The organism is Rhodovulum adriaticum (genome assembly GCF_004345735.1).
Classification (GTDB): Bacteria; Pseudomonadota; Alphaproteobacteria; order Rhodobacterales; family Rhodobacteraceae; genus Rhodovulum; species Rhodovulum adriaticum.
On the sequence record NZ_SLXL01000014.1, the window covers coordinates 1 to 23,399 of the forward strand.

Sequence of the window (23,399 nt, forward strand, 5' to 3'; positions counted from 1 at the left end):
GAAGCAGAGGAGGCATTCTACGCACGCTTGAAAGCCAACGAAAAAGCAGCCTAATCATTGAACCAGAAACTCTCCGGTAAACCCGGGGCGGTTCAATCGCCCGCTTCCTGATCCGCGCCCCCGAGGGCTGGACGGTCGAATACCGCAACGGGGACGCTCTGGACCTGAGACCGGAGAACCTCGATCTGGTCCGGGCAGGTGGCTGAACGGTAGCGGCTGAGCGCCTCAGAGCGACTCACTGAGCGCCAACATGGATTTCCGGGTGGGCAGGGTGCGCCGTGCGCCTTGCCTGCTCAGCGACTCTCTCCGGGCCTCTCCGGGGCTGTCGATTAGGGCCTAACCTTGGTGTGCGCTCCCCGGATGGTGTATTACATGGTGGATGGACGAGGTGCCCGGCTTGCTGCCCGAGCGGTCCCATGCGGTGCCCCCACCTCCGACGCTCTCCTAATCAAATCTCCCTCGCTGTTCTGGCGGGATGCTGGCTGGCTGCGATCTGCGGTCGTTGTCTTGGTCGTCTCCTCCCGTGGAGCCGCGGCCCCGGCACCCCTCCCGAGCCGCGAGGGCTCACCCTGCGTCACTCGACGCGACCGACCCCCGCCGCTGCTGAAAGCCAGTGGCTGGCAGGGCCGGACCATTTCACCCAAACGAGGAACCGACCAAGCATGTTGGACAATTCCACCCCGAGCCCCGCCGATGGGCTCACCGGGTTCAGACCCCTGACCCTTTCCGAGTTCGCCCGGCTGAAAGAGGCCGACGAAATCGCCACCGCGCACCTGCACTGGAAACAGGCCGACCACCTCAAGGCCAAGCGCCGCGCCCGCTGGCCGATCCCCTGCACCGACGAGGACGGCACCGATTGCTACCTTGTCCCGCTCAATGACCGGCACGAGGCGTTCGCCTTGGTGGAAGCCAAGGACTTCTGGAAGGTCTATGACAGCGGCATCCGTGGCATGTGGTCTATCAACAACCTGCCCAACGGCTTCTCCCTAGCCCAGGTCAACGTCCCCTCCCGTGACGAACAGGGCACCAAATACGGCACCATCAACCTCGCCCGGCTCATCCTCGGCCCGGCGCTGCACCGCATCGAACATCGCAACGGCAACGGCCTCGACCTGCGCCGGAAGAACCTTGCCCCCTCCGCGCCGCCTTCCCGGCGTAAGCGGCCCGCCACGATGCCCCCAGAGGTGGCCCGGATGACGGCACGGGTGCGGGACCGCATGGCCGCAGAGGTTCGCCTGTCCGTGGTCGCCCACGGCTGACCGCGAGCGGATGACACTGGCCGGGGTGGGTTACTCCATTGCTTCCCCCACCTCGCCCGCGTCTGCCGCCTTCTTCACCCCAACGCCCGCTCCATCGCCCGTGTCGTCACCCTCAGCTTGGCCGGGGTGCCACCATAGACCCGATCCCCGACCTCTCCGAGGGCGTGGCCTAGGATGATGTTCTGATCCAGCGAGGCGACCTCGGCCAGCCTCAGCCGATCCTTCATGTTGTGGCGCAGCGAGTGGACGGTGTGGCGCTTGTCGGTCGTGATCGCCCGCACATGCTTCATCAATGCCGCAGAGGCCGCGTCAGAGCCCCTAGCGCGGCCATAGCCGGGGAACAGCATGTTGCCCTCTCGGGGCAGCTTGAGGGCTTCCTTCGCGGCTTCCAGAGCGTCACCGACGAGCGGAACGTGTCGGATGGACGCCTGAGTTTTCAGGCGCCGGTTCTCATGCCATGCGACCTTGATATGCGGGAACTCGCCGGTGGTCTCCACGTCCTCGACCCTCAGCCCCGTGACCTCGGCAAGGCGGCACCCGGTGCCTTCCAAGAGCCGCCAGATCAAAGCCAGATCGGGCTTCGCGCTGTGACAGATGCGCTCCCGCACGGCCTTCAAGACCGCCGGGGGCAGGGGGTCGCGTTTCTCGCCCTCTCCGACGCTTCCACGGCCCTGAGCCTGTGGCACCGAAAGGTTGTTGAACGGGCTCTTGAAGGTGGCGGGCAGGTCCATTTCGGTGGCCGCGTGATTGATGATCGCCCTGAGCCCGTTCAGGTAGCGCGCAACGGACGAGGGGCTGATCCTCTCGCCGTTCGACTTCACCTGATCCAGCATGAAATCGCGCACCCTGCGGGCATCGTCGCGGGTCAATTCGGTGAGCACCGGATCACGGCCCAGCGCCTTGCAGGTCAGGTCGACCACCCGATTCACCTGCCCCTCAAAGCGGTGGAAGGTCTCCGGCGTCTCCTTGCCCCGGCGCTCTGCCAGATAGAGCTTCTTGGCGTCCTCAAGCGTGGGCTCTGGCCGCGCCGTCGCTATCCCGCCATTCCGAACAAGGTTGATGGTCAGCCGGTCAACGTCCGTCGCGCCGATCGGATCAAGTGTCTCAGGGTCTTGGCGGTAGCGGCTGACGATGCGGTCAATGATCGCCTCACGGGTGATCCAATCGGTTCCCTGCGGGGCCAACTCGGTGGCGCGGGCAAGGGCGACCTGATACGCCTCCCGCTCTGTTGCCTCGCCTCGGTCGGCTGCCTCGCCGTGCTCGACCTGTTGCAGCGCCTTGGCAATCTCCCGCTCCACTTCGGCGTGGAACCTCGGATAGGCGGCAAGGGCCTCCTTCTCGGAGTCGCCCAGCTTCTTCTTGAATTCGCGCTTGGTGATGACTTCTGAGACCGCTTTGGGCACCCTGCGGCGATACTGCCAGCGCCCCGATTTGGTCTGTTCGACGTGCTTCAAAACAAGCCCCATGTGTGCCCCGTGTGTGCCCAGATGTGCACCGGGCGGAGCGCCATGTCACTTAGTTTGTTGATATTTCGCCATTTTCACAAGGAAATTGGCTCCGGCGGTAGGATTCGAACCTACGACCAATTGATTAACAGTCAACTGCTCTACCACTGAGCTACGCCGGAACGTGGAGGCGCGTATAGCAAGGCCGCCGGGCCGCGTCCAGAGGGTTTTGCGGGAAATTTTCAGGGGCCGGTCACAGAGCTTTCCAGCGCGTGCTGGCGGCCATTTCTGCCATTGGTGCGGCGCGGTTTTCGTCTGCCAGTTCAATGAGGTGCGCCAGGACATTGCGCTGTGCCGCACCCAGCAGGGCGGGGGCAACATCGGTGTAGATCGCGTGGGTCAGCGCTGCGGGCGTGGTGGGGCCCTGGGCAAGCGCGGCCAGCACCTGTGCGCGGCGGGCGCGGCGGTGGGCGGTCAATTCGGCGATGCGTGCCGGGCCGTCGTCCACCGGGGCGCCGTGGCCGGGATACAGGGTCCGCTCTGCCCGGGCGGCCAGCCTGTCCAGCGACGCCATAAAGGCCGCCAGATCGCCATCGGGGGGCGAGACCATGGAACTGGCCCAGCCCATCACGTGATCGCCGCTGAACAGCGCGTCCCGCCAGGCAAAACACATGTGGTTGCCCATGTGGCCGGGGGTGTGCAGCGCGGTGATCTGCCAGTCCGCTCCGGTCACGACCGCGCCATCGGCAAGGGTCCGGTCGGGGGTGAAATCGGCATCCACCCCTTCGCCGCCGCCCAGCCCCGACAGCGCGGCCAGGTCTGGGCGCCGCCCGGCCGCGCTGTCGCCATAGGCCAGCACAGGCGCGCCGGTTTCCCGCGCCAGGGGCCGGGCCAGCGGCGAATGATCCACGTGGGAATGGGTGACCAGGATATGGCTGACCCGTTCCCCCGGACCCAGGGCGCCCAGGATCGCCGCCCTATGTGCCGGATCGTTCGGGCCGGGGTCGATCACCGCCACGGCCCCGTGCCCCACGATATAGGTGTTGGTCCCCCGGAACGTCATGGGCGAGGGATTGGGCGCCAGAACCCGGCGCAGGCCGGGGGCGATCTGCTCGGGGTGGCCGGGAACGGGGTCGAAATCCATCTTGCGGCTTCCTCTTGCAGGGTTGCGCGGCTAAGCCTGTAGCATGGCACGGAGCTGGATTAAACGAATGCTGCCGCGGGGGCTGTATGGCCGGGCCGCGCTGATCCTGTTGGTGCCGGTGGTAACCCTGCAACTGGTGGTGTCCGTCGTCTTTATCCAGCGCCATTTCGAGGATGTCACGCGGCAGATGATCCGCAGCATCTCTCCCGAATTGAACTATCTGCTGGACACGGTGCAGGCGGCGCCGGATGTGGACACGGCGCGGGGGGCGGCGGCGGATCTGGGGGCGGCGCTGGCCCTGCGCACGACCCTGCCGGGCCAGCCGCAACCGGCCCGGGGCGCGCGCCTGTTCTACGACCTGTCGGGCCTGGTGGTGGTGGACGCGCTGTATGATACCGTGCCCGCGGTCACCGGCATCGACCTGGCCCGGAACGAGCGCGAGGTTCGGCTGAGCATGGCCACCCGTCACGGCGTGCTGGAGGTGGTGTTCGACCGGCGGCGTGTCTCGGCCTCGAACCCGCACCAGTTGCTGGTGCTGATGGTGTTCACCGGGCTGCTGATGACGCTGATCGCGTATCTGTTCCTGCGCAACCAGTTGAAACCGATCCGCCGCCTGGCCGAGGCGGCCGAGGCCTTCGGCAAGGGCCGGGCGCTGCGCTACAAACCCTCTGGCGCGACCGAGGTGCGGGCCGCGGGCCGGGCCTTTCTGGACATGCGCGACCGGATCGAACGCCAGATCGAACAGCGCACCCTGATGCTGTCGGGGGTCAGCCACGACCTGCGCACGCCGCTGACCCGGCTGAAGCTGGAACTGTCGATGGCAGAGGATAGCCCCGAGACGCAGGCGATGCTGCGCGACCTGTCCGACATGGAGCGCATGATCGACACCTTCCTGGATTTCGCCCGGGCCGATGCGCTGGACGATCCCGAGCCCTGCGACCCGGCCGCACTGTTGCGGCGCGTGGCAGCGGGGGCGCGGGCATTGGGCGGGCAGGTCACGCTGGGGCCGCTGCCCGTGGACGAACAGGCCACCCTGCGCCCGCTGGCGGTGGAACGGGCGTTGCAAAACCTTGTGGGCAACGCCATGCGCCATGGCAATCAGGTGGCACTGGGGCTGGAACTGCGGCCACGGCAGCTGATCTTTACCGTCGAGGATGACGGGCCGGGCATTCCCGATGACCAGCGCGATGCCGCGATGCAGCCGTTTCAGCGGCTGGATACCGCACGCACGCTGGACAGCGGCAGCGGGGTCGGGCTGGGGCTGGCGATCGCTGCCGATATCGCGCGCGGCCATGGCGGCGCCTTGCGGCTGCGCAACAGTGCGGATCTGGGCGGTCTGCGGGCAGAACTGATCCTGGCGCGCTAAGGCTCAGGCCTCGGCCAGGGCGCGCTGGCGGCGGTCGTATGAGGATGGAATGCCCAGCATCTCGCGATATTTCGCGACGGTCCGGCGGGCCAGGGTCACGCCGCGCTTGTCGGCCTCGCGCACGATGGCGGCATCGCTTAGGGGTTTGCGGGCGTTTTCCTGGCGCACGATCTCGCCCACCACGGCGATGACGGCATCCTGCGACGGCCCTGTATCGCCGCTGCCGGGGGTAAAGGCCCGGCTGAAGAAGGCCCGCAGGGGCAGTGTGCCCCGGGGCGTTTCGATCAGGCGCCCGGCGACGGCGCGGCTGATCGTGCTGGGATGCAGGTTCATTTCCTCGGCCAGGTCCTGGGTTGTCAGGGGAGCAAGGTGGCCCTGACCCTTTTCCAGAAAGGTTTCCTGCCGGCGCACCAGCGCGGCGGCGGCCCGCAGCAGCGTGGACTGGCGCCGTTCGACCGTGCGGCGCAGCCAGCGCGCCCGCGACAGCGCCTGCGCGCCATAGCTGCGCGCCGCGGCATCGCCGCCGGGATCGGGGGCATCGCGCACGGTGATCGCGGGCAGGGTGGAATGGTTCAGTTCCACCACCCAAGCGCCATCCTTGCGGACCACGCGCAGGTCGGGGGGCAGGATCGGCGCTGGATCGGCGGCAAAGGCAAGCCCCGGCTTTGGGTCCAGCCCGCGGATCGCGCGCAGGGCGTTGCGCACATCGTCGGGCGTGCCATCGCACAGGTCGGCCAGTTCGTCGATGCGCCCGTCGGCGATCATCGGCAGGTTGTCCAGGATGACCGTCAGTTCCCATGTCAGCAGGCCGCGATCCTCGGCCTGCAGCTTCAGGCAATCGGCCAGGTCGCGGGCGAACAGCCCCGCCGGTTCGAACTGGCGCATCCGATCCAGCACGGCCTGCGCCACGGGCAGCGGTACACGCGCAGCGGCGGCGATGGCCTCGACCGGTTGGGACAGCCAGCCGGTGGGTTCCAGCGCCTCGGCAAAGGCGTCGGCGACCCGGCGTGCCGTAGGGCTGGAAAAGGCCAGCGCGATCTGGCGGGCGACATGGTCGTAAAGACTGGGCTTGCCGCTGGCCAGGGCGGCGACCGGATCCCAGTCCGCGCCGCGCGCCGCAACGGCCGAGGGTAATTCCGGCACCGGTTCGGGCAGCTTGACGTCCAGGCAGGGGTTGGACAGTGCCTCTTCGGCCAGGTGGGCGGACAGATCGAGATTGCTCATCTGAAGGATCTTCAGCGACGCCTGCATCCGGGCGGTCATGGCCAGACCCTGGGTCTGGCGTTGGGTGAGCATCATCTCCATCGGTTCAACCTAGCACGTTTCCCCGGGCGTGGCAGATGGGCGTTGGGGCTGCCGCCCTGTCCATCCGTGCCCCCCGGTCACGACCCCGCGGGCCGCGAGATCGGGCGCACCCCGGCCAGCGGCACCATGTTGCCGCGCGACTGGGTGTAGATCTTCAGCGCCTTTTGCTGGCGCGGGCTGGAATCCACGAAATCCGCATGGGCGCGTTTCAGGGCGCGGCGGGCCTCGGCGAATTTGCCGTCTTCGTCCAGCGCGTCCATGTCCACCTTGGACATGTAATCGCCCATCCGTTTCATGATGTGCAGGCGGGCGCGGTTCAGAACTTCGGGGTCGAAGGTCAGGTCGAGAAAGGCGAACATGTCCTCTGCAGAGGACAGGCCGCGCATCCGGTCCAGCACGCCGGGGCTGACGGTCTGGGTCATGGCAGGCTCCTTTCGGTGGGGGGGCAGGGGGCGGGCCGACGCGACAGCGCCTCGGCCCGGGCGGTCAGGATGGCCAGGTCGGCCGGGGTGGCGGGGCGTTTCGACCGGCTGGCCCAGTCGCGCAGCAGCGGCAGCACCGCCCGCGCGGTGGCGGGGTCTGCGGGCAGGCCCGCATCAGTCAGGGCGGCGGTCAGGGCGGCCAGGCCGGAATGCTTGCCCAGCACGATCTGACGCGCCCGGCCAAAGCGGGCGGGCGAAAGCACCGGCGCCTCATACGTGGCGGGGTCTTTCATCAGGCCATCCACATGGATGCCAGATTCGTGGGCGAACACGTTACGCCCGACGATCGGCCGGCCCAGGCACAGCTGCCGACCAGAGGCCGCAGCAACCAGTTCGGACAGGGTGCACAGGCTGTCCAGTGCAACACCGGTCGCACGGCCCTGTACGGCCAGCGCGGCAACGACCTGTTCCAGTGCGGCGTTGCCTGCCCGTTCGCCCAGACCGTTGACCGTGACCGACAGATGGGTCGCGCCCGCGCGGGCGGCGGCCAATGTGTTGGCGGTGGCAAGGCCCAGATCGTCATGGGCGTGGAATTCCAGCGGCAGCGCCCCCTGTGCCAGAGGCGCGACCAGCGCCATCGTGGCAAACGGATCCATCAGGCCCAGCGTATCGGCCAGCCGCAGGCGGATCGCACCGGCCTGTGCGGCCACGTGGGCGATCTGCCCCAGAAAGGCGGGATCGGCGCGCGAGGCATCCTCGGCCCCGACCGACACGGCAAAGCCCGCGGTGCTGGCCATGCGCACCAGCCGGTCCAGTTCGGCCAGGGCCCAGTCGCGATCGCGGCCCAGCTTGGCCGACAGGTGGCGGTCCGAGGCGGGCACCGTCAGGTGCAGGCGCGACAGGCCGGTCAGCGCGGCCATTTCCAGATCGCTTTCGCGCAGGCGGCACCAGGCCACACCGGCGGCGCGGGTCAGGCGTGCGCCCGCATCGCGCATCGCGGCAACCTCGGCCATGCCCATGGCGGGCACGCCCAGTTCGATCTCATCCACGCCGGCGGCATCCAGCGCGGTGGCGATGGCAATCTTTTCGGCGGCAGAAAAGGCGACGCCGGCGGCCTGCTCGCCATCGCGCAGGGTGGTGTCGCAGATGCGCGGTACGGGGGCAAAATCCCCGGGGGCGACGGGGGCGGTCACGGCGTCCCCCTCAGCGAACCGGGGCGGGCACGACCAGCACCGCGCGGCCCAGGGCCTCTGCCAGGCGTTTCTGCAACCCGCCCAGGGTCAGGCCCGCAAGCTGGCAGTCCGAGCAACTGCCCCGCAGCGCGACGCGCACCCGCGGGCCGACGATGTCCACCAGTTCGACATCGCCGCCATCGGCGCGGAATTGCGGGCGCATCTCGGTCAGCACGGCCTGGGCGGCCTCAACCTCTTCCTCGGGGCTCAGCGCGCGGGCGGGGCCGGACTTGGGGGTCGACGGTTTCAGCGGCGCGATGGCCAGCGGTTGCGCAATGCGTGCGCCCTTGGCCGCGCGAAAGGCAGGGGGTTGGGCGTAATCCTTCAGCGCGGCGGCCAGTGCCTCGGTTGCCACGCGGACTGCGCTGCGCTCTTCCTCGGGCAGGCCGCCCAGCAGGGTTTCCAGGTCATCGGCGGTGATGGCGCGGGCCTCGGCCAGGGTCTTGGCGCACAGTGCCTCGGTCAGGGCCGAGGCGGCGGCGATGTCGGGGCCGCTGCCGGTGCTTTCGAACCGGGCCTTGGCGATCACGCCGCCCTCTATGCGCAGCATCAGACGCAGCGCGTCGCCCGTGCGCACGGAACCGGCCTCGCCCAGGGCGTTGGCATCGGCCAGGGTGCCGCGGTTGCGGGGGTTCAGGAAATGGTCGGTGAGTGTCGGGGAATAGTCCAGCATTACATCCCCCTCAGCAGAAGGATTTGCCGCAGCCGCACCCGGCCGAGGCATTGGGGTTGTCGAAGACGAAGCCCGAGCCCTCCAGCCCGTTGACGAAATCGATGGTGGTGCCGACCAGATAACCCTGGCTGTCGGGGTCGATCAGGACGGTGACGCCCTCGGCCTCGACCACGGCGTCGGTTTCCTCACGCGACAGTTCCAGCGCCATGGCATATTGCAGGCCTGCGCAGCCCCCCGACTGCACCATCAGGCGCAGCCCGGCGATGGGCTGTCCGGCACCTTCGATCGCGGTGGCCATGGCGTCGCGTGCGGCTTCGGTAATCTGGATCATCGGTGTCTCCTGTCGGTTCGCGGTCCTCTGTCAGAAATAGAAGCATGAAGCATGCCAAGCCTGGGCGGCATTATTTTTCAAGGCGTTGATCCGCGTGGGCGGGACGGTGTCGCGATTGTCGCGCCGGGGTTTGGCGGGTTTGCGACAGAAAGCGCCCTGTCGGGCGCTGGCCTCCGGCGGGGGTATTGGGACCAAGAAGAAGGGGCGCGCAAGACGGCAGACGGCCCGCCGGGGGCGGGCCGTTTCCGTGCAGCGGGTGGCGCTCAGGCGGCTTCGGCGGGGGCGTGGGTCTGGCAGGCCGAGGGGCAGACGCGGGCGCAGGCGCCGCAACCGATGCAATCGTCGGCGTCGGCAACGACCATCACCTTGCGCTCGATGTCGTCTTCGTATTCCTCGTCATCGACATCGACGATCATGTCCTCGTCGGTGACGCCTTTCAGGGTCAGCACGTCGCGCGCGCAGACCTTGTAGCAGCGGCCGCAGCCGATGCATTTTTCCACGTCGATTTCCATCAGGAATTCAGGCGTGTATTCGGTCCCGCCGCGGGTGGTGGCTGTGATGGGCATGGCTCAGGCTTCCTCTGCGGCTTTCTTCGCGGCTTTCAGTTCCTTGCGCGCGGCGGTCAGTTCCTTGAAGACCTCGAAGGTCTCGGCGGCGACTTCGGGGATCTTTTCCCAGTCGGTGGGCAGTTCCTCGGCCAGATCGTGCAGGTTCATCTTGGCGTTGGTCGAGCGCATCGACAGTTTCTTGACGCGTTTTTCAAGCTCTTCCAGGCTCATGTTCGGTTCCTTGGCTTGTTGTGGTTTGGCTGTCGGAAGGTCTCAGGCCTGGGCGGCGTCGGGGAAGCGCGCGACCATGTCTGCGGCGTCTTGCGTGGCCTTTTCGCCCGCCTCGGCCAGCTTGTCATAGCTTTCAAAGCCGAAGCGGTGGATGTCGCGGACATGTTTGGACAGCACGACCAGCCGCCCGGACAGCAGAACGATACGGCCAAAGCCCTCGTGGTGGATCTTGGACATCTGCGCGGCGCGGGCCCCGCTGCGCTTTTCCAGCAGCAGGGCGACGGCGTCGTAGAATTTTTCCACGCGCCACAGCAGGTCGGGGTCCGGGTCGCCCATGATGGGCATTTCGCGGCGTTCCTCGGCGGTGACGATGTATTCTTCCAGCAACTCGGCGTCGGACTTGTCCTCCCAGCTGCCATAGCTGTCCTCGGCGCGGATCACCGCGATCAGCTGCTTGATGAAGTCGCTGGCGGGCAGTTCACCGCCGCGGGGCAGGGTGTCGGGCGCCACGCTCATTCGGTGATCTCCTCGGCGTAGTCCTCGGCGAAATCGGACTTGGGTTTGCCCAGCACCTTGCGCAGGAAGGGGGGCGGCGAGCCGGCCAGCATTTCCTGGGTCTGGGCGATCACGTCGGCGATGGGTTCGGGCTCGCGCCGTTTGATCGGGTGGATGCCGGCGCGCACCACCTTGGCCGCGGAAGGCCCGCCGATGGCCAGCACGAACAACAGCGCGCAGCCGCTCAGCGCCTCGACCTTGGGGGTGATGCGGTCATCGACCGAGTTGTGTTCGCCTTGCTGGTCGGTCACGTCGCCGAATTCCAGCACCTCCACCATGCGGGCCGTTTGCGGCGTCACCTCGTAGAGCGCGAATTTCTTCGCCGATCCGAAATGGGCGTCCAGATGCTCCATATCATTGGTGGCGATGGCGATTTTCAGGGGCGTTTCGCTGGTCATGGTTTCCTCCGGCTCAATGAGGCGCAGTCTGCGGGCGGTCATGCTCGAACTCCGGGCTGATGGGGGCGGCGCCGAAATCCTCGGGGCGCGCGGTGTGGGATTGGGCCAGCACGGCATTCGCGACCTCGAACAGGAAGGCGCGGGTGCCGCGATAGCCGACGCGGCAGGCATCCTGCGCGCCCAGACGGTCGTTGATGGGGAAGCCCACGCGGATCAGCGGCAGGCCGGTGGCGGCCGCGGCGTGGCGGGCATGGGCGTGGCTGATCAACAGGTCGGCGCCCGTCTTTCGCGCGCCGTCCTCCAGGTCGCCCAGATCGCCTAGGATCGCGGTGTCGCTGGGGATCGCCTCGACGATCGGGTTGGCGGGCGAGGTGATGACGGTGCACACCGCCTCGGCCCCCATTCCGGCCAGCGCCGATGTCAGCGCGTAGGCAAGATCGGCATCGGCGGCAATGGCGTAGCGCAGGCCGCCGGTCTGGAAATGGGCGTCCAGCATGGCATCCTGCAACCGGGCGCGGTCACGCTTGATCGCGGGGGGGGCATCTGCATAGCCTGCGACGTTCATCAGCGCGGAGACGAAATTGTCCACCGCCTGTAGTCCCGTCAGCGCGGGGAAGACCTGTACCGGCATGTGGCCCCGCTGCCCCAGCAGATCGGCCGCGCCGCGCATGCTTTCGCCGATGGCGAAGGTGACGGCGGATTTGGCCATCGCGGGGATGTCGTCAACGGGCGTGCCGCCCAGCGAACAGCCCGACCAGTCGTCGGCCAGATGCCCGTCCAGCGAGGAGGCGATATCCGGCAGGACGATGGGTTTCAGCCCGAAGGCCCGGATCAGGCGGACGATTTCCTCGACCTCGGCGGGGGTCAGGTAATTGGCGGGCAGCAGGTTCACCTGCCGCAGGTCGGGGTCGCGATGCAGGGGGTCGATTTCGGGGACCATCGTGTCGATGATCGCGGTTACGGCCTTGGCCCAGCCATCCTCCATCGCGCCGGCGAAATCGGGGGTAGAGGCATACACAACCTGCAGGTCGCCCAGATCGGGGCGCTTGGCCAGGATGTCGTCCAGTTCGCCCGGCACATCCTCGCCCCGGGTTTCGGTCAGCGCGGTCGAGGCGATGCCGATAAAGCGCGGGTTGGCGCGTTTCTTGAGGTTCGCCAGCGCCTCTTCGATCTGGTCGGCCCCGCCCAGGATGGTAGAGACCTCGTTCATCGCGGTGGTTTGCAGCGGGATCGCCTCGCGGAAATGGCGCACCATGTGGACCATGGCAAAGGCGGTGCAGCCCTGCGCGCCATGGAACAGCGGCACCGCGCGTTCGATGCCCAGATAGGCCATTGCGGCGCCAAGGGGCGCGCTGGTTTTCAGCGGGTTGGTGGAAACGGCGCGGCGCGGGCGGGTCAGGCGGGCCATGGGAGTCAATCCTCGAAATCGGTGGGGTCGTTGGCAAGCCCGCTGACCGGGCAGCGGTCCTTGATCCGGGGGCGGTGACCGGCAAAGGGGCGGTCTTCGTCCCAGGGGGCGGGGCGGCGGACATCGTCCCAGACGGGGTTGTTCGCGGAACGGTCGATGGCGCGGACCAGGTCGACCATGCCCATGTAACCGGCGTAGGCCTCGTGCTTTTCCTGGTTCACGTCGATCCAGGGCACCCGCGCCTTGAGGCCCACGAACTGGCTGCGCGCGCCCGACATCAGGATGTCGGCGCCGGATGCCTTCAGCGTGGCATACATGTCCTTGGGCGCCATGTTTTCGTACATGTGCGCCTCGGTGCCCATCACCTCGATCACGCGGGCCTTGTCGTTATCTGTGGCCTTGCGGACAGAGGTGCCGACCACCTCGACCCCCATTTCCTGCAGGGCTGACACGACCGACCAGCTTTTGTGGCCGCCGGTGTAAAGCAGGACGCGCTTGCCCTGCACGCGCGGGCGGTAGGTTTCCAACTCGGCCCGGACCTTGGCCTCTTCTTCCTCGATCAACGCTTCGCAGCAGTCGATCAGGTCGGCCCCGGCGCCGCGCTCGACCAGCATGCGGCACATGGTGCGCAGGGCCTCTGACGTGTCCGAGATGCCGTAGAAGGACCCCTCGAAATAGGGGATGCCGTATTTTTCCTGCATCTTGCGGGCCAGGCCCTGCAGGGCGTGCGAACAGACCAGCATGGACACGCGCGCGCGGTGCATCTGGGCCACCTGCTTGTACCGCGCGTCGGCGGACAGCGAACCCAGGATTCGGATGCCCAGCCGGTCCAGCAGCGGTTTGACCTGCCACAACTCGCCGCACAGGTTGTAATCGCCCATGATGTTGATGTCGTAATCGGTGGTCCGCTCGGGTTCTTGTGTGCCGATCACGTGGCGGAACATCATTTCGCCGCCCAGCTTGCAGCCCAGGTTCTTGGACCCCGCGAACCCGGGCACGTCCACCGGGATGGCGGGCGTGCCGAAGGCCTCGGTCGCGGCCTTGCAGACCGCGGCGATATCGTCGCCGATCATCGCGGTGACGCAGGTCGAGTAGACGAAGACGGCGGGGGGCGCGTGCTTTTCCACGATCTCGCGGATCGCGCGATACAGCTTCTTCTCGCCATGGCCCATGACGATGTCCAGTTCCGTCAGGTCCGTGGTAAAGCCGGTCTTGTATAGCATCGACCCCGAAGAGGCCGAGCCGCGGTTGTCCCAGGAGTTGCCGCCGCAGGCCAGCGGCGCATGTACCAGGTGGGCCACATCCACGATCGGTTGCAGGGTAATCATCGCCCCGTCAAAGGCGCAGCCGCCCGCCGCCGCACCTGGCGTCAGCGGCTTGGCGCAGCCCTTTTTCCGATCCGCGGCGGATTTGGCGCGGTTGGTGGCGCAGGCTGGCTCGTTGAAGGCCTCTTGCACGGTTTGCTTCAGGGCGTCGGACATCTGGGCTGGCTCCGCATTGTTGCAAAAGAAGAAGCAGGGATCGTGCCATCTGCCCCATCCCCCGCAGGAAGCGGTGCGATTTCAGGGCTGTAGCCGATTGCCGCCTGTGGGCGGCTGGCGCGGGGGTAGGGCGGAATGGCGGGTTTTGTCGGGTGTGCGACACTCGCGATCCGCCCGCCCTGTGTCCCGCCACCGGGGGCGGTCACAATCGCGTCAGGGTCGGGCGATCCCCGCATTCGCCATATAGTGTATTTGGAATATATGTTTTACTGCGCCCACATATCGTCACCAATTCAAGGGGAGGTCCCATGTTCAAGACCCTCAAGATCGCCACCGTCGCCCTGGCGCTGGCCGCCACGCCCGCCCTGGCCAAGGATGTGAAGGATCTGGCGACCGTCGTTACCGACGCCAACCCGCAGACCCAGTTGATGAGCATGGTCCTGACCAACCAGGCGCTGGATCGTGGCGTGAACACGCAGATCCTGCTGTGCGGCCCTGCCGCTGACATCGCGCTGAAAGAGGCCCCCGAATCGGCCACCGCGCCGCAACCGCCCAAGGGCGCCAGCCCGCAGGCGCTGCTGATGGCCGCCATCAAGAAGGGCGCCAAGGCCGAGGTCTGCGCGATCTACCTGCCCGGCAAGGGGCTGGCGGCCGACGCGCTGATCGACGGTGTCACTGTGGCCCAGCCGCCGGCCATGGCCCGTGACCTGCTGCAAAGCGGCACCCGCGTCTGGTCGTTCTGACGCATTTGCGCCAAATCAAGGCAGGACCGCGGGGTGGGTGGTTTCGTTTCATTCGTTATGAAATCACCCGAGGGAGGCCCAGATGCTTCGCCTAGCCGCAGTCCTGTTCACCCTGATCTCCGCTACCCTGATGGGTGTGGGTATCGTCGCCGTCCTCGTTGCGGGTTATGGCACGACAACACCGATTCTGGCCGCGGCCGCGGTCGGGCTGGTGGTGTCCGTGCCTGTCTCCGTCATGGTGGCGCGCGCCATCTACTGACCGTCGATCGTCCGGCGGTCAGGTGTCATTACTGATCGTCGGAGGACCAGTCATGTCGGTCACGGGTTATTCGCGGATGCAGATCCGCCTGCATTGGGCGGTGGTCGTCCTTGTCGCGCTGCAATTCCTGTTCAGCGGGGGCATCGCCTCTGCCTTCGGGGATTTCCTCGAAACCGGGGAAAAGGCGTTTTCCATCTTCGTCGCGGGCCACGTCGTGGTCGGCCTTGCTATTCTGATCCTTGCGGTCTGGCGGATCGTGCTGCGGATGCTGCACGGCGTGCCGGCGCCCGATGCGTCGCATTCGCCCGCGCAGATCATGGTCGCGCGGGTCATGTATGGGCTGTTCTACCTGCTGATGGTGCTGCTGCCGGTGTCGGGTATGGTGGCCTGGTCGCAGGGGTCCGAAATCGCGGGCAATGTCCACTCGGTGCTGCGGGCGGTCATGCTGCTCTTGATCGTGCTGCATATCGCGGCCGCGCTGGCCGGGCAGTACATCAAAAAAGACGGCACCATGACCCGGATGATGAAGCCGGTCGACTAAGCTAGAAAGGCGCGCACCGCCGCCTCGAACTCGCGCGGTTTCTCGGCGTGCAGCCAATGGCCCGCGCCGGGAATTTTGGCCAGGCGGGCGGCGGGGAACAGCGCCTTGATCTTTTCGCGGTGCTCGGGTCGGACATAGTCCGACGCACCGCCGGACAGGAACAGCGCGGGGCCGGTGAACGGCCCCGTTTCCGTTTCCGGCCAGCCCAGGATATGCGCCATCTCGGCGTCCAGCGCATTCAGGTTCAGCCGCCAGCGGGGCGGATCGGCCTTCAGATCCAGCGATTGCAGCAGGAAGGCGCGCACCGCGCGGTCGTCGATATGTTCGGCAAGCGCTTGGTCGGCCTCGCTGCGCCGGGTGATCCCGTGCAGATCCAGCGCCCGCATCGCCGCGATCAGGTGCGCCTGGGTATGGCCATAGGCCACCGGCGCGATATCGGCCACGATCAGCCGGTTCACCAGGTCGGGCCGGGTCAGCGCCAGCATCATCGCCGCCTTGCCCCCCATGGAATGGCCCAGCACATCGGCCCGCCCGCCATTCGCCGCGATGACCTGCGCCAGGTCGTCGGCCAAGTCCGCATAGCGGTTCTGATCCGCGCGAAAGCTGTGCCCGTGATTGCGCATGTCCACGCTCAGGACATGCCGGTCGTCGGACAGCCGTTTGGCGATCGCGCCCCAGTTCCGGGCCGATCCGAACAGCCCGTGCACGATCAACAGCGGCGGGCGCGCGGGATCGGGCGTGCCATTGGAATAGGTCGTCAACATGGGAGGGACATAGACCGGTGGGACGGGTGAGACCAGAGGGGGGCAGGGGCCCAGTTGGGCGATCTCGATTGCCTTGGGGCGGTGGTGTCTGCTTTGCGGACGAAGCGGACCCGGCATGATCGATGCTATGCAGTGTGGTATAGCTTGGGAAGAGCAACATATAGAGAGCAATCTGGCGATGCGTCCTGACGAATACTGGAAGAATTTCAATCTTGGCACTGAGCTAGATATTGCCGGTAGATTCCTGTTCAATGGGCTGCAAGCATTTCACGAAATGAGAAACTTCGCGGCCGAAGAAGATGCCTTTGAGTTCCTCTATGGTGTCGCTGTGGGGATCGAGCGATTGCTAAAAATTGCGGTTATCATGACCGAACACGATGAGGTCACGGATCAAAGCGAGTTTGAACAGGGGCTCATTACTCACAGCCACCAAGAGTTAGTCAAGCGCCTTAAAGAAAGCCATGATATCAATCTCGCTAGCGTACACAATGAATTCATCGGAATTCTTTCTAGCTTCTACAAATCTCACCGTTATGGCCGCTACAACTTGGCATCGGTGTATGCTCCAGCGCGCGGGCGGGACGACCTCGTTGCCTTTTTACAAAAGCATCTGAGTATCAAGATCGACATTGAAGGCATGTTCACGATCACGCCCAATGAGCGCCGCCACAAGAAGTTCATTGGTAAGGTGATCTCAAAAATCGTACTTCCGATTTTCAAAGTCGTTAGAAGCGAGGCGGGCAGACTCAATCTCTATACATATGAGATCGAATACGGGTCCAAAGCTTCAAAAATATTTATTCGAGAAAGTTTCGATTTCGAAGATGAGGATATCTTGCAGGTCGAGTTGATCGCTTACTTCTCTTCGAGAGAGGCATCTGGCCCTAACATTAGATTCATACGTGATCTCATTAAGCCGCTACCATTCGATCCGGCATTGGAAGCCGACTACCTCGCAGCGTTGAGATCGGATCGCCAGAAGCAGGGCGTGCTCGACGAGTTGGAGGTGCACTACGAGGATGTCGAAGATTTCAGAGAAAGGCGCGAGATGCTGGAGGTGGCGACTTCTGACCACTTGAGTTACGGCGACGTTGAAGAGGACAGCGAGGGCGACCTAGATCAATGGCCTTGAGAATGTCCTAGAAGGGCTCTGACCTGCCATCCATCCGCCCCACCGAGCCATGGATCGGCGGGGCCTGTCGTTGGGGAGGGTAGCCCGGGGCGGCCTTGGCCGCCCCCCTTGTTTGCTCAGAGTCCCGGATACAGCGGGAAGCGCGCGCAAAGTGCCTGAACCTCGCCGCGCACCTTTTCCTCGACCGCGGCGTTGCCCTCTTCGCCATTGGCGGCCAGCCCGTCCACGACCTCGGTGATCCACTTGCCGATCTGGGTGAACTCGGCCTCGCCAAAGCCGCGGGTCGTCCCGGCGGGCGACCCCAGCCGAATGCCGCTGGTGATCGTCGGCTTTTCGGTGTCGAAGGGGATGCCGTTCTTGTTGCAGGTGATATGGGCGCGTCCCAGGGCCTTTTCGGTGGCGTTGCCTTTCACGCCCTTGGGCCGCAGGTCCACCAGCAGGACATGGCTGTCCGTGCCGCCGGTGACCAGGCTCAGCCCGCCCTCAACCAGCGCCGCGCCCATGGCCTGCGCGTTCTTGATGACCTGTTCCTGGTAGGTCTTGAACGACGGGTCCAGCGCCTCGCCAAAGGCCACGGCCTTGCCGGCGATCACATGCATCAGCGGCCCGCCCTGAATGCCGGGGAAGATGGCCGAGTTGAATTTCTTGGCCAGCGCTTCGTCATTGGTCAGGATCATGCCGCCGCGCGGGCCGCGCAGGGTCTTGTGCGTGGTGGTGGTGGCGACATGCGCATGCGGGAAGGGCGAGGGATACAGCCCCGCCGCCACCAGACCCGCGAAATGGGCCATGTCCACCATCAGGTAGGCACCGACCATGTCGGCGATCTCGCGGAAACGGGCAAAATCCAGAATGCGCGGAATGGCAGAGCCGCCCGCGATGATCATCTTGGGCTGGTGTTCCTTGGCCAGTGCCTCGATCTGGTCGTAATCGACCTCCAGATCGCTTTCGCGCACGCCGTATTGCACGGCGTTGAACCACTTGCCCGACTGGTTCGGGCGTGCGCCGTGGGTCAGGTGGCCGCCTGCGTCCAGGCTCATGCCCAGGATGGTGTCGCCCGGTTGCAGCAGCGCGGTGAACACGCCCTGGTTGGCCTGGCTGCCGGAATTGGGCTGGACGTTGGCGAAGCCCACGCCGAACAGCTTGCACGCCCGCTCGATCGCCAGGTTTTCCGCGATGTCCACATACTGGCAGCCGCCGTAATAGCGTTTGCCCGGATACCCTTCGGCATATTTGTTTGTCATCACCGAGCCCTGCGCCGCCATCACGGCGCGGCTGACGATGTTCTCGGACGCGATCAACTCGATCTCGTCGCGCTGGCGGCCCAGTTCCAGCCCGATGGCGTGGGCAATCTCGGGGTCGCGGGCGGCGAGCGCCCCTGTGAAGAAGCCGGTATCGGCGGTGTCGGTCATCCTGCAATCTCCTGCTGGGGCCTGTGCGGCGATGGAGGGGGTTCTAACGAAACTGGCAGGCGGGCAAAAGCCCCTTGGCACCCCGCCCGGCACCGCGTCGCGCCCTTGTGTTTCCGATCCGCGCAGGCGAAGAGGGAAGGGGAAACGCGACGGGGGACGGCCGATGACCGCAGCAGGCAAGCTAGCCTTCCTGGCCAGCAACTCCACAGACGCGCAGGACGCGTTGCAACGGCTGACCGACCGCTATGGCCAGGTGCCCCCCGAACAGGCCGATGTGATCGTCGCGCTGGGCGGCGACGGGTTCATGCTGCAAACGCTGCACGCTACCCAGGCGCTGCCTGCCCCGGTCTACGGGATGAATTGCGGCACCGTCGGTTTCCTGATGAACGAATACCGCCCCAAGGGCCTGACCGCGCGCCTGGAGGCCGCCGAAAAGGCGATCCTGAACCCCCTGCGCATGCGCGCCACCCGCCCCGACGGCACAGTGGCCGAGGCGCTGGCCATCAACGAGGTCAGCCTGCTGCGCGCCGGTCCCCAGGCGGCCAAGCTGCGCATCAGCGTGGACGGCAAGATCCGGCTGGAGGAACTGGTCTGCGACGGCGCGCTGGTGGCCACGCCCGCGGGCTCCACCGCCTACAACTACTCTGCCCATGGCCCGATCCTGCCCATCGGCTCTGACGTGCTGGCGCTGACGGCGGTTGCCCCCTTTCGACCCCGGCGCTGGCGCGGCGCGCTGCTGCCGAAATCCGCGCGGGTGCGTATCGACGTGCTGCAACCGGAAAAACGCCCCGTCATGGCCGAGGGCGACAGCCGCGGTGCCGGTATCGTGGTGGCGGTGGAAATCGCCTCGGACCCGTCGGTTGCCCACCGCATCCTGTTCGATCCCGGCCACGGGCTGGAAGAACGGCTGATCCGCGAGCAGTTCCTGTAACACCCCGCGCCCCCCGCCCATCCTGCTTTGGCCAAGAAGAAAACGCGCCCCTTCTTCTTGGTCCAAATACCCCGGGGGGAGTCCGCAGGACGGGGGGCAGCGCCCCCCTGTGCCCTTGGCCGGATGTCCCGCGCCCGGACGATGCGCGCGGCGTTCAGCTGGCCGCGGCCTGGCGCGCCCAGGATTCGCGCTTGCGGTAAAGCGTCGAGGGCGAGACATCCAGCACCCGCGCGGCACGCGGGACAGAGCCGCCCTCGCGCGCGATGGTTTCCTCGATCACGATTTGCTCGATCTCGGCCAGCGGGCGGCCGATTAGGTCGTCCATCACGCAGGTATCGCTGTCGTTCGGGGCGGATGCGGGCTGGCGTGTGGCGCTGCAATGCAGCCCCAGCGGCAGCATTTCGCGGGTGACCAGCGGCCCCTCGTTCAGCACGACCGCGTGGCGTAGCACGTTCAGCAATTGCCGCACATTGCCGGGCCAGGGCAGGCGGCGGAACAGCGCTTCGACATCGGCGGACAACCCGGTGAAGTGTCGCCCCTCCTCGTCCGAGAACCGGACAAGGGCGTGGCGGGCGATCTCTATCACATCATCGCCGCGGTCGCGTAGCGGGGGCAGGTGGATCGGCACGACATGCAGCCGGTAGAACAGATCCTCGCGCAGGCGGCCTTGGCGCACCTCTTCTTCGGGGTCGCGATTCGTGGCGCAGACGATGCGCACGTCCACCTTGCGCGGCCGCGACGCGCCCACCGGCTGGATCGTCGAGGTCTGGAGGAAGCGCAGCAGCTTGGTCTGCAGGGCAAGGTCCATCTCGCAGATCTCGTCCAGGAACAGCGTGCCGCCATCGGCCATGGCCGCGGCCCCCGGCTTGTCGGCGACGGCGCCGGTAAACGCGCCCTTGAGATGGCCGAAGACCTCGGATTCCAGCAGATCGCGCGGAATCGCCGCACAGTTGAGTGGCACAAAGGGTCCGTGTGCCCGGTCCGAAGCGGCGTGAATGGACTGGGCGCAGATTTCCTTGCCCGTGCCGCTTTCCCCGGTGATGAAGACCGTCGCCATCGACGGGGCCGCCATCGCAATGCGGTCAAGGACCTGCGCCATTCGGGACGAGGATCCTATGCAGTCGGGGGCCTCTGCCTTGGGGGGTGCCGGGACGGGCCGACGCCGGGCCTGGGGGATCGAGGTCTGGAACATGGCTGCACTCGCACTGGTTGCAAGACCAGTCTTACTCTGCATGCCATTTCCGACCAACCTGTCTAAAAGTGCAGGTCTGGGTTGCATTCGGGTGGCCGGATACCCTTTCTCGGCAGCGGCGCGGGCCGAAGCCCGCGCCGCCCTCAGTCGCGTGCGGGGCGGGGCTCAGCCCGCCTTGGGATAGCCCAGGCCCTTCAGCGCTTCGGCGATCTCGTCCAGGATGGCGGGGTCGTCGATGGTGGCGGGCATCTTGAACTCTTCGCCATCGGCGATCTTGACCATGGTGCCGCGCAGGATCTTGCCGGACCGGGTCTTGGGCAGGCGATCCACCACGCAGGCCAGCTTGAACGCGGCGACCGGGCCAATCTGGTCGCGCACCAGGCTGACGCATTCCTTGACGACCTCGGCATGGTCGCGGTCAACGCCCGTCGTCAGGCACAGAAAGCCCATCGGCAGCTGCCCCTTCAGGTCGTCCGACACGCCGATCACCGCGCATTCGGCCACGTCGGGATGGCTGGCCAGAACCTCTTCCATCGCGCCGGTGGACAGGCGGTGGCCGGCCACGTTGATGACGTCATCGGTCCGCGCCATGATGTAAAGATAGCCGTCCTCGTCCTTGTAACCCGCATCGCCGGTTTCATAGTAGCCGGGGAAGTGGTTCAGGTAGGACTTGTGAAAACGGTCCTCGGCGTTCCACAGGGTGGGCAGCGTGCCCGGCGGCAGCGGCAGCTTGATCGCGATGGCGCCCAGGGTGTTCGGCCCGACCTCGTGTCCGCCCTCGTCCAGGATATGCACGTCGTAGCCCGGCATCGGCACCGAGGGGCTACCGACCTTGACCGGCAGTTCCTCGATCCCCAGCGGGTTGCCCGCGATGGCCCAGCCAGTTTCGGTCTGCCACCAGTGGTCGATCACCGGCACGCCCAGCTGGTCCTGCGCCCAGTGGATGGTGTCGGGGTCGGCCCGTTCACCGGCCAGGTACAGCGCCTTGAGGCAGGACAGGTCGTATTTCTTGACGAACTCGCCCTTGGGATCCTCGCGCTTGATCGCGCGAAAGGCGGTGGGCGCGGTGAAGAAGCTCTTGACCTTGTGCTCCGAGATGATCCGCCAGAAGGTGCCCGCATCGGGCGTGCCGATCGGCTTGCCCTCAAAGACGATCGTCGTGTTCCCGCTGATGAGCGGGGCATAGCAGATATAGCTGTGGCCCACGACCCAGCCCACGTCAGAGGCTGCCCAGAACACATCGCCCGGATCGACGTTGTAAAGATTCTTCATCGTCCAGTTCAGCGCCACCAGGTGCCCGCCGGTGGGGCGCACAACGCCCTTGGGCTGGCCGGTGGTGCCAGAGGTGTACAGGATATAGGCGGGGTGGTTGCCCTCTACCGGGACGCATTCGGCCGGCTCCACGCCGTATTGGAAGCCGTGCCAGTTATAGTCGCGCCCCTCTTCCAGGTGGGCGACCTCATATTCGCGCTGAAAGATCACGCAGAAATCGGGCTGGTGGGTGGATTGTTCCAGCGCCCCGTCCAGCAGCGGCTTGTAATGCACGATCCGGCCCGGCTCGATCCCGCAGCTGGCCGCGATGATGCATTTCGGTTTCGCGTCGTCGATACGGACAGCCAGTTCGTGCGCGGCGAACCCGCCGAACACGACCGAGTGGATCGCACCCAGACGCGCGCAGGCCAGCATCGCCTCCAGCGCCTCGGGGATCATCGGCATGTAGATGATGACCCGGTCGCCCTTTTCCACACCCTTGGCGCGCAGCGCCCCGGCCAGCTGCGCGACACGGTTGCGCAGCATGACGTAAGAGATCGACTTGCGAGTGCCGGTGATCGGGCTGTCATAGATGATTGCGACCTGGTCGCCCCGGCCGTTTTCGACGTGCCGGTCCACTGCGTTCCAGCAGGTGTTGACCATGCCGTCGGAAAACCACTCGTACATCGGGGCGTTTTCGCCGAACAGCGCCTTGGAGGGCTTCTTGTCCCAGTCGATCGCCTCGGCGGCATCCATCCAGAACCCTTCGGGGTCCGACTTCCAGCCTTCATAGACCTCGGAATACGTCATGCGGTCTGTCCCTCCTTCAGTGTTTGGTAATTCTGTTACGCAGCGAGGCGCTGGGACGCAAGATCGAAACCCGGACGTTACGTCGCTGTTCGCGTGAATTTCGGGGCGGAACGCGCGGCTGGTGCCTTGCATCCGCGGGGCGGTCGCCGCAGATTGTCGGGCAAAGGAGTATCCGATGCCGCTTTTGTCCGCCGCGCGCGCGGTGCGCGAGAACGCCCACGCCCCCTATTCGCGCTTCAAGGTGGGGGCGGCGATCCGGGGCGCAGACGGGCAGATCTACACCGGCTGCAACGTTGAAAATATCGCCTCGCCCGAGGGAACCTGCGCCGAGGCGGGGGCCATCGCGGCGATGGTGGCGGCGGGCTGCACCCGGATCGAAGAGGTCGCGGTGATCGCTGACGGACCCGCCCCGATCACGCCTTGCGGCGGTTGCCGCCAGAAACTGGCCGAATTCGCCGCCCCCGAGGTGCGCGTCACGATGGCCACGCTGTCAGGCGAACGGCGCGAAACCACGGTCGGCGCGCTATTGCCGGGGGCTTTCTCTGCGGCGCACATGCCCGGCCGCTGAG

General features: G+C 66.2%; 24 protein-coding genes, 1 tRNA gene and 1 pseudogene. 8 read left to right on the forward strand and 18 right to left on the reverse strand.

Going from position 1 to position 23,399, the window contains the following annotated elements; genetic code table 11:
* Positions 1-662 precede the first annotated feature (662 nt).
* On the forward strand, positions 663-1,259 hold the full coding sequence (locus EV656_RS14180; RefSeq protein WP_132605254.1) for a hypothetical protein: 597 nt from the start codon (positions 663-665) through the stop codon (positions 1,257-1,259).
* A gap of 74 nt (positions 1,260-1,333) precedes the next feature.
* On the opposite strand, the gene EV656_RS14185 is transcribed toward EV656_RS14180, so the two are convergent.
* The 3 genes from EV656_RS14185 to EV656_RS14195 form a co-directional block, all read right to left on the reverse strand.
* Entirely contained in the window at positions 1,334-2,725 is a 1,392-nt protein-coding gene (locus EV656_RS14185; protein WP_132605256.1) for a tyrosine-type recombinase/integrase, read from the reverse strand.
* An 86-nt stretch (positions 2,726-2,811) separates the two neighbouring features.
* Positions 2,812-2,886 (reverse strand) — tRNA-Asn (locus EV656_RS14190).
* 71 nt (positions 2,887-2,957) lie between these two features.
* Positions 2,958-3,848 (reverse strand): MBL fold metallo-hydrolase, encoded by an 891-nt coding sequence (locus EV656_RS14195; RefSeq protein ID WP_132605258.1) that lies wholly within the window; start codon positions 3,846-3,848, stop codon positions 2,958-2,960.
* A gap of 67 nt (positions 3,849-3,915) precedes the next feature.
* Between EV656_RS14195 and EV656_RS14200 the strand changes: the two genes are divergently transcribed.
* The gene (locus EV656_RS14200; protein WP_242469058.1) at positions 3,916-5,214 is read left to right on the forward strand and encodes an ATP-binding protein; all 1,299 of its coding nucleotides are present in this window, start codon (positions 3,916-3,918) and stop codon (positions 5,212-5,214) included.
* A gap of 3 nt (positions 5,215-5,217) precedes the next feature.
* On the opposite strand, the gene rpoN is transcribed toward EV656_RS14200, so the two are convergent.
* From rpoN to nifE, 11 genes are all read right to left on the reverse strand, one after another.
* A complete protein-coding gene (rpoN, locus tag EV656_RS14205; protein ID WP_132605262.1) occupies positions 5,218-6,519 on the reverse strand; it encodes an RNA polymerase factor sigma-54 in 1,302 nt (433 codons plus the stop codon).
* Between the two features lie 77 nt (positions 6,520-6,596).
* Positions 6,597-6,941 (reverse strand): nitrogenase-stabilizing/protective protein NifW, encoded by a 345-nt coding sequence (nifW, locus tag EV656_RS14210; protein WP_132605264.1) that lies wholly within the window; start codon positions 6,939-6,941, stop codon positions 6,597-6,599.
* Positions 6,938-8,134: a homocitrate synthase gene (nifV, locus tag EV656_RS14215; RefSeq protein WP_132605266.1), complete on the reverse strand. Its 1,197-nt coding sequence runs from the start codon at positions 8,132-8,134 to the stop codon at positions 6,938-6,940. The genes nifW and nifV overlap by 4 nt, the downstream gene beginning before the upstream one ends.
* Positions 8,135-8,144: 10 nt before the next feature.
* A complete protein-coding gene (locus EV656_RS14220) occupies positions 8,145-8,846 on the reverse strand; it encodes a NifU family protein (protein WP_132605268.1) in 702 nt (233 codons plus the stop codon).
* Between the two features lie 10 nt (positions 8,847-8,856).
* Positions 8,857-9,177 (reverse strand): HesB/IscA family protein, encoded by a 321-nt coding sequence (locus EV656_RS14225; protein WP_132605270.1) that lies wholly within the window; start codon positions 9,175-9,177, stop codon positions 8,857-8,859.
* 263 nt (positions 9,178-9,440) lie between these two features.
* Entirely contained in the window at positions 9,441-9,743 is a 303-nt protein-coding gene (gene fdxB / locus EV656_RS14230; protein WP_132605272.1) for a ferredoxin III, nif-specific, read from the reverse strand.
* A gap of 3 nt (positions 9,744-9,746) precedes the next feature.
* Positions 9,747-9,956 carry a CCE_0567 family metalloprotein gene (locus EV656_RS14235; protein WP_132605274.1) on the reverse strand — a complete coding sequence of 70 codons (210 nt, stop codon included), beginning with the start codon at positions 9,954-9,956 and terminating at the stop codon, positions 9,747-9,749.
* A 42-nt stretch (positions 9,957-9,998) separates the two neighbouring features.
* Complete coding sequence (locus tag EV656_RS14240) at positions 9,999-10,472, reverse strand: NifX-associated nitrogen fixation protein (RefSeq protein ID WP_132605276.1); 474 nt, start codon at positions 10,470-10,472, stop codon at positions 9,999-10,001.
* Positions 10,469-10,951: a nitrogen fixation protein NifX gene (gene nifX, locus EV656_RS14245; RefSeq protein WP_132605278.1), complete on the reverse strand. Its 483-nt coding sequence runs from the start codon at positions 10,949-10,951 to the stop codon at positions 10,469-10,471. Before nifX ends, EV656_RS14240 begins: the two co-directional genes overlap by 4 nt.
* Positions 10,923-12,317 (reverse strand): nitrogenase iron-molybdenum cofactor biosynthesis protein NifN, encoded by a 1,395-nt coding sequence (nifN, locus tag EV656_RS14250; protein ID WP_132605280.1) that lies wholly within the window; start codon positions 12,315-12,317, stop codon positions 10,923-10,925. Before nifN ends, nifX begins: the two co-directional genes overlap by 29 nt.
* Before the next feature lie 5 nt (positions 12,318-12,322).
* Entirely contained in the window at positions 12,323-13,798 is a 1,476-nt protein-coding gene (nifE, locus tag EV656_RS14255; RefSeq protein ID WP_132605282.1) for a nitrogenase iron-molybdenum cofactor biosynthesis protein NifE, read from the reverse strand.
* A 308-nt stretch (positions 13,799-14,106) separates the two neighbouring features.
* On the opposite strand from nifE, the gene EV656_RS14260 reads away from it, so the two are divergent.
* The 3 genes from EV656_RS14260 (at position 14,107) to EV656_RS14270 (ending at position 15,341) form a co-directional block, all read left to right on the forward strand.
* Complete coding sequence (locus EV656_RS14260; protein WP_132605284.1) at positions 14,107-14,541, forward strand: DsrE family protein; 435 nt, start codon at positions 14,107-14,109, stop codon at positions 14,539-14,541.
* 82 nt (positions 14,542-14,623) lie between these two features.
* Positions 14,624-14,800, forward strand: a complete 177-nt coding sequence (locus EV656_RS14265; RefSeq protein ID WP_132605286.1) for a CTP synthetase — start codon at positions 14,624-14,626, stop codon at positions 14,798-14,800.
* Between the two features lie 52 nt (positions 14,801-14,852).
* Positions 14,853-15,341, forward strand: a complete 489-nt coding sequence (locus tag EV656_RS14270; protein ID WP_165919019.1) for a cytochrome b — start codon at positions 14,853-14,855, stop codon at positions 15,339-15,341.
* On the opposite strand, the gene EV656_RS14275 is transcribed toward EV656_RS14270, so the two are convergent.
* Positions 15,338-16,105, reverse strand: coding sequence for an alpha/beta fold hydrolase (locus EV656_RS14275; RefSeq protein WP_132605290.1), 768 nt, complete (start codon positions 16,103-16,105; stop codon positions 15,338-15,340). The genes EV656_RS14270 and EV656_RS14275 overlap by 4 nt on opposite strands.
* Before the next feature lie 115 nt (positions 16,106-16,220).
* Between EV656_RS14275 and EV656_RS14280 the strand changes: the two genes are divergently transcribed.
* Positions 16,221-17,237: a hypothetical protein gene (locus tag EV656_RS14280; RefSeq protein WP_132605292.1), complete on the forward strand. Its 1,017-nt coding sequence runs from the start codon at positions 16,221-16,223 to the stop codon at positions 17,235-17,237.
* A 116-nt stretch (positions 17,238-17,353) separates the two neighbouring features.
* Here the strand turns inward: EV656_RS14280 and glyA are convergent, their stop codons facing one another.
* Positions 17,354-18,646: a serine hydroxymethyltransferase gene (gene glyA / locus EV656_RS14285; RefSeq protein WP_132605294.1), complete on the reverse strand. Its 1,293-nt coding sequence runs from the start codon at positions 18,644-18,646 to the stop codon at positions 17,354-17,356.
* Positions 18,647-18,809: 163 nt separating this feature from the next.
* Here glyA and EV656_RS14290 point away from each other — a divergent pair, with 163 nt between their 5' ends.
* Positions 18,810-19,577 carry an NAD kinase gene (locus EV656_RS14290; RefSeq protein WP_132605296.1) on the forward strand — a complete coding sequence of 256 codons (768 nt, stop codon included), beginning with the start codon at positions 18,810-18,812 and terminating at the stop codon, positions 19,575-19,577.
* A gap of 154 nt (positions 19,578-19,731) precedes the next feature.
* Here EV656_RS14290 and EV656_RS14295 read toward each other — a convergent pair.
* Positions 19,732-20,694, reverse strand: a pseudogene (locus EV656_RS14295) (sigma-54 interaction domain-containing protein); the annotation flags it as partial.
* A gap of 240 nt (positions 20,695-20,934) precedes the next feature.
* Entirely contained in the window at positions 20,935-22,830 is a 1,896-nt protein-coding gene (prpE, locus tag EV656_RS14300; RefSeq protein ID WP_132605300.1) for a propionate-CoA ligase PrpE, read from the reverse strand.
* Between the two features lie 175 nt (positions 22,831-23,005).
* On the opposite strand from prpE, the gene EV656_RS14305 reads away from it, so the two are divergent.
* Positions 23,006-23,398 carry a cytidine deaminase gene (locus EV656_RS14305; RefSeq protein ID WP_132605302.1) on the forward strand — a complete coding sequence of 131 codons (393 nt, stop codon included), beginning with the start codon at positions 23,006-23,008 and terminating at the stop codon, positions 23,396-23,398.
* Position 23,399 lies beyond the last annotated feature (1 nt).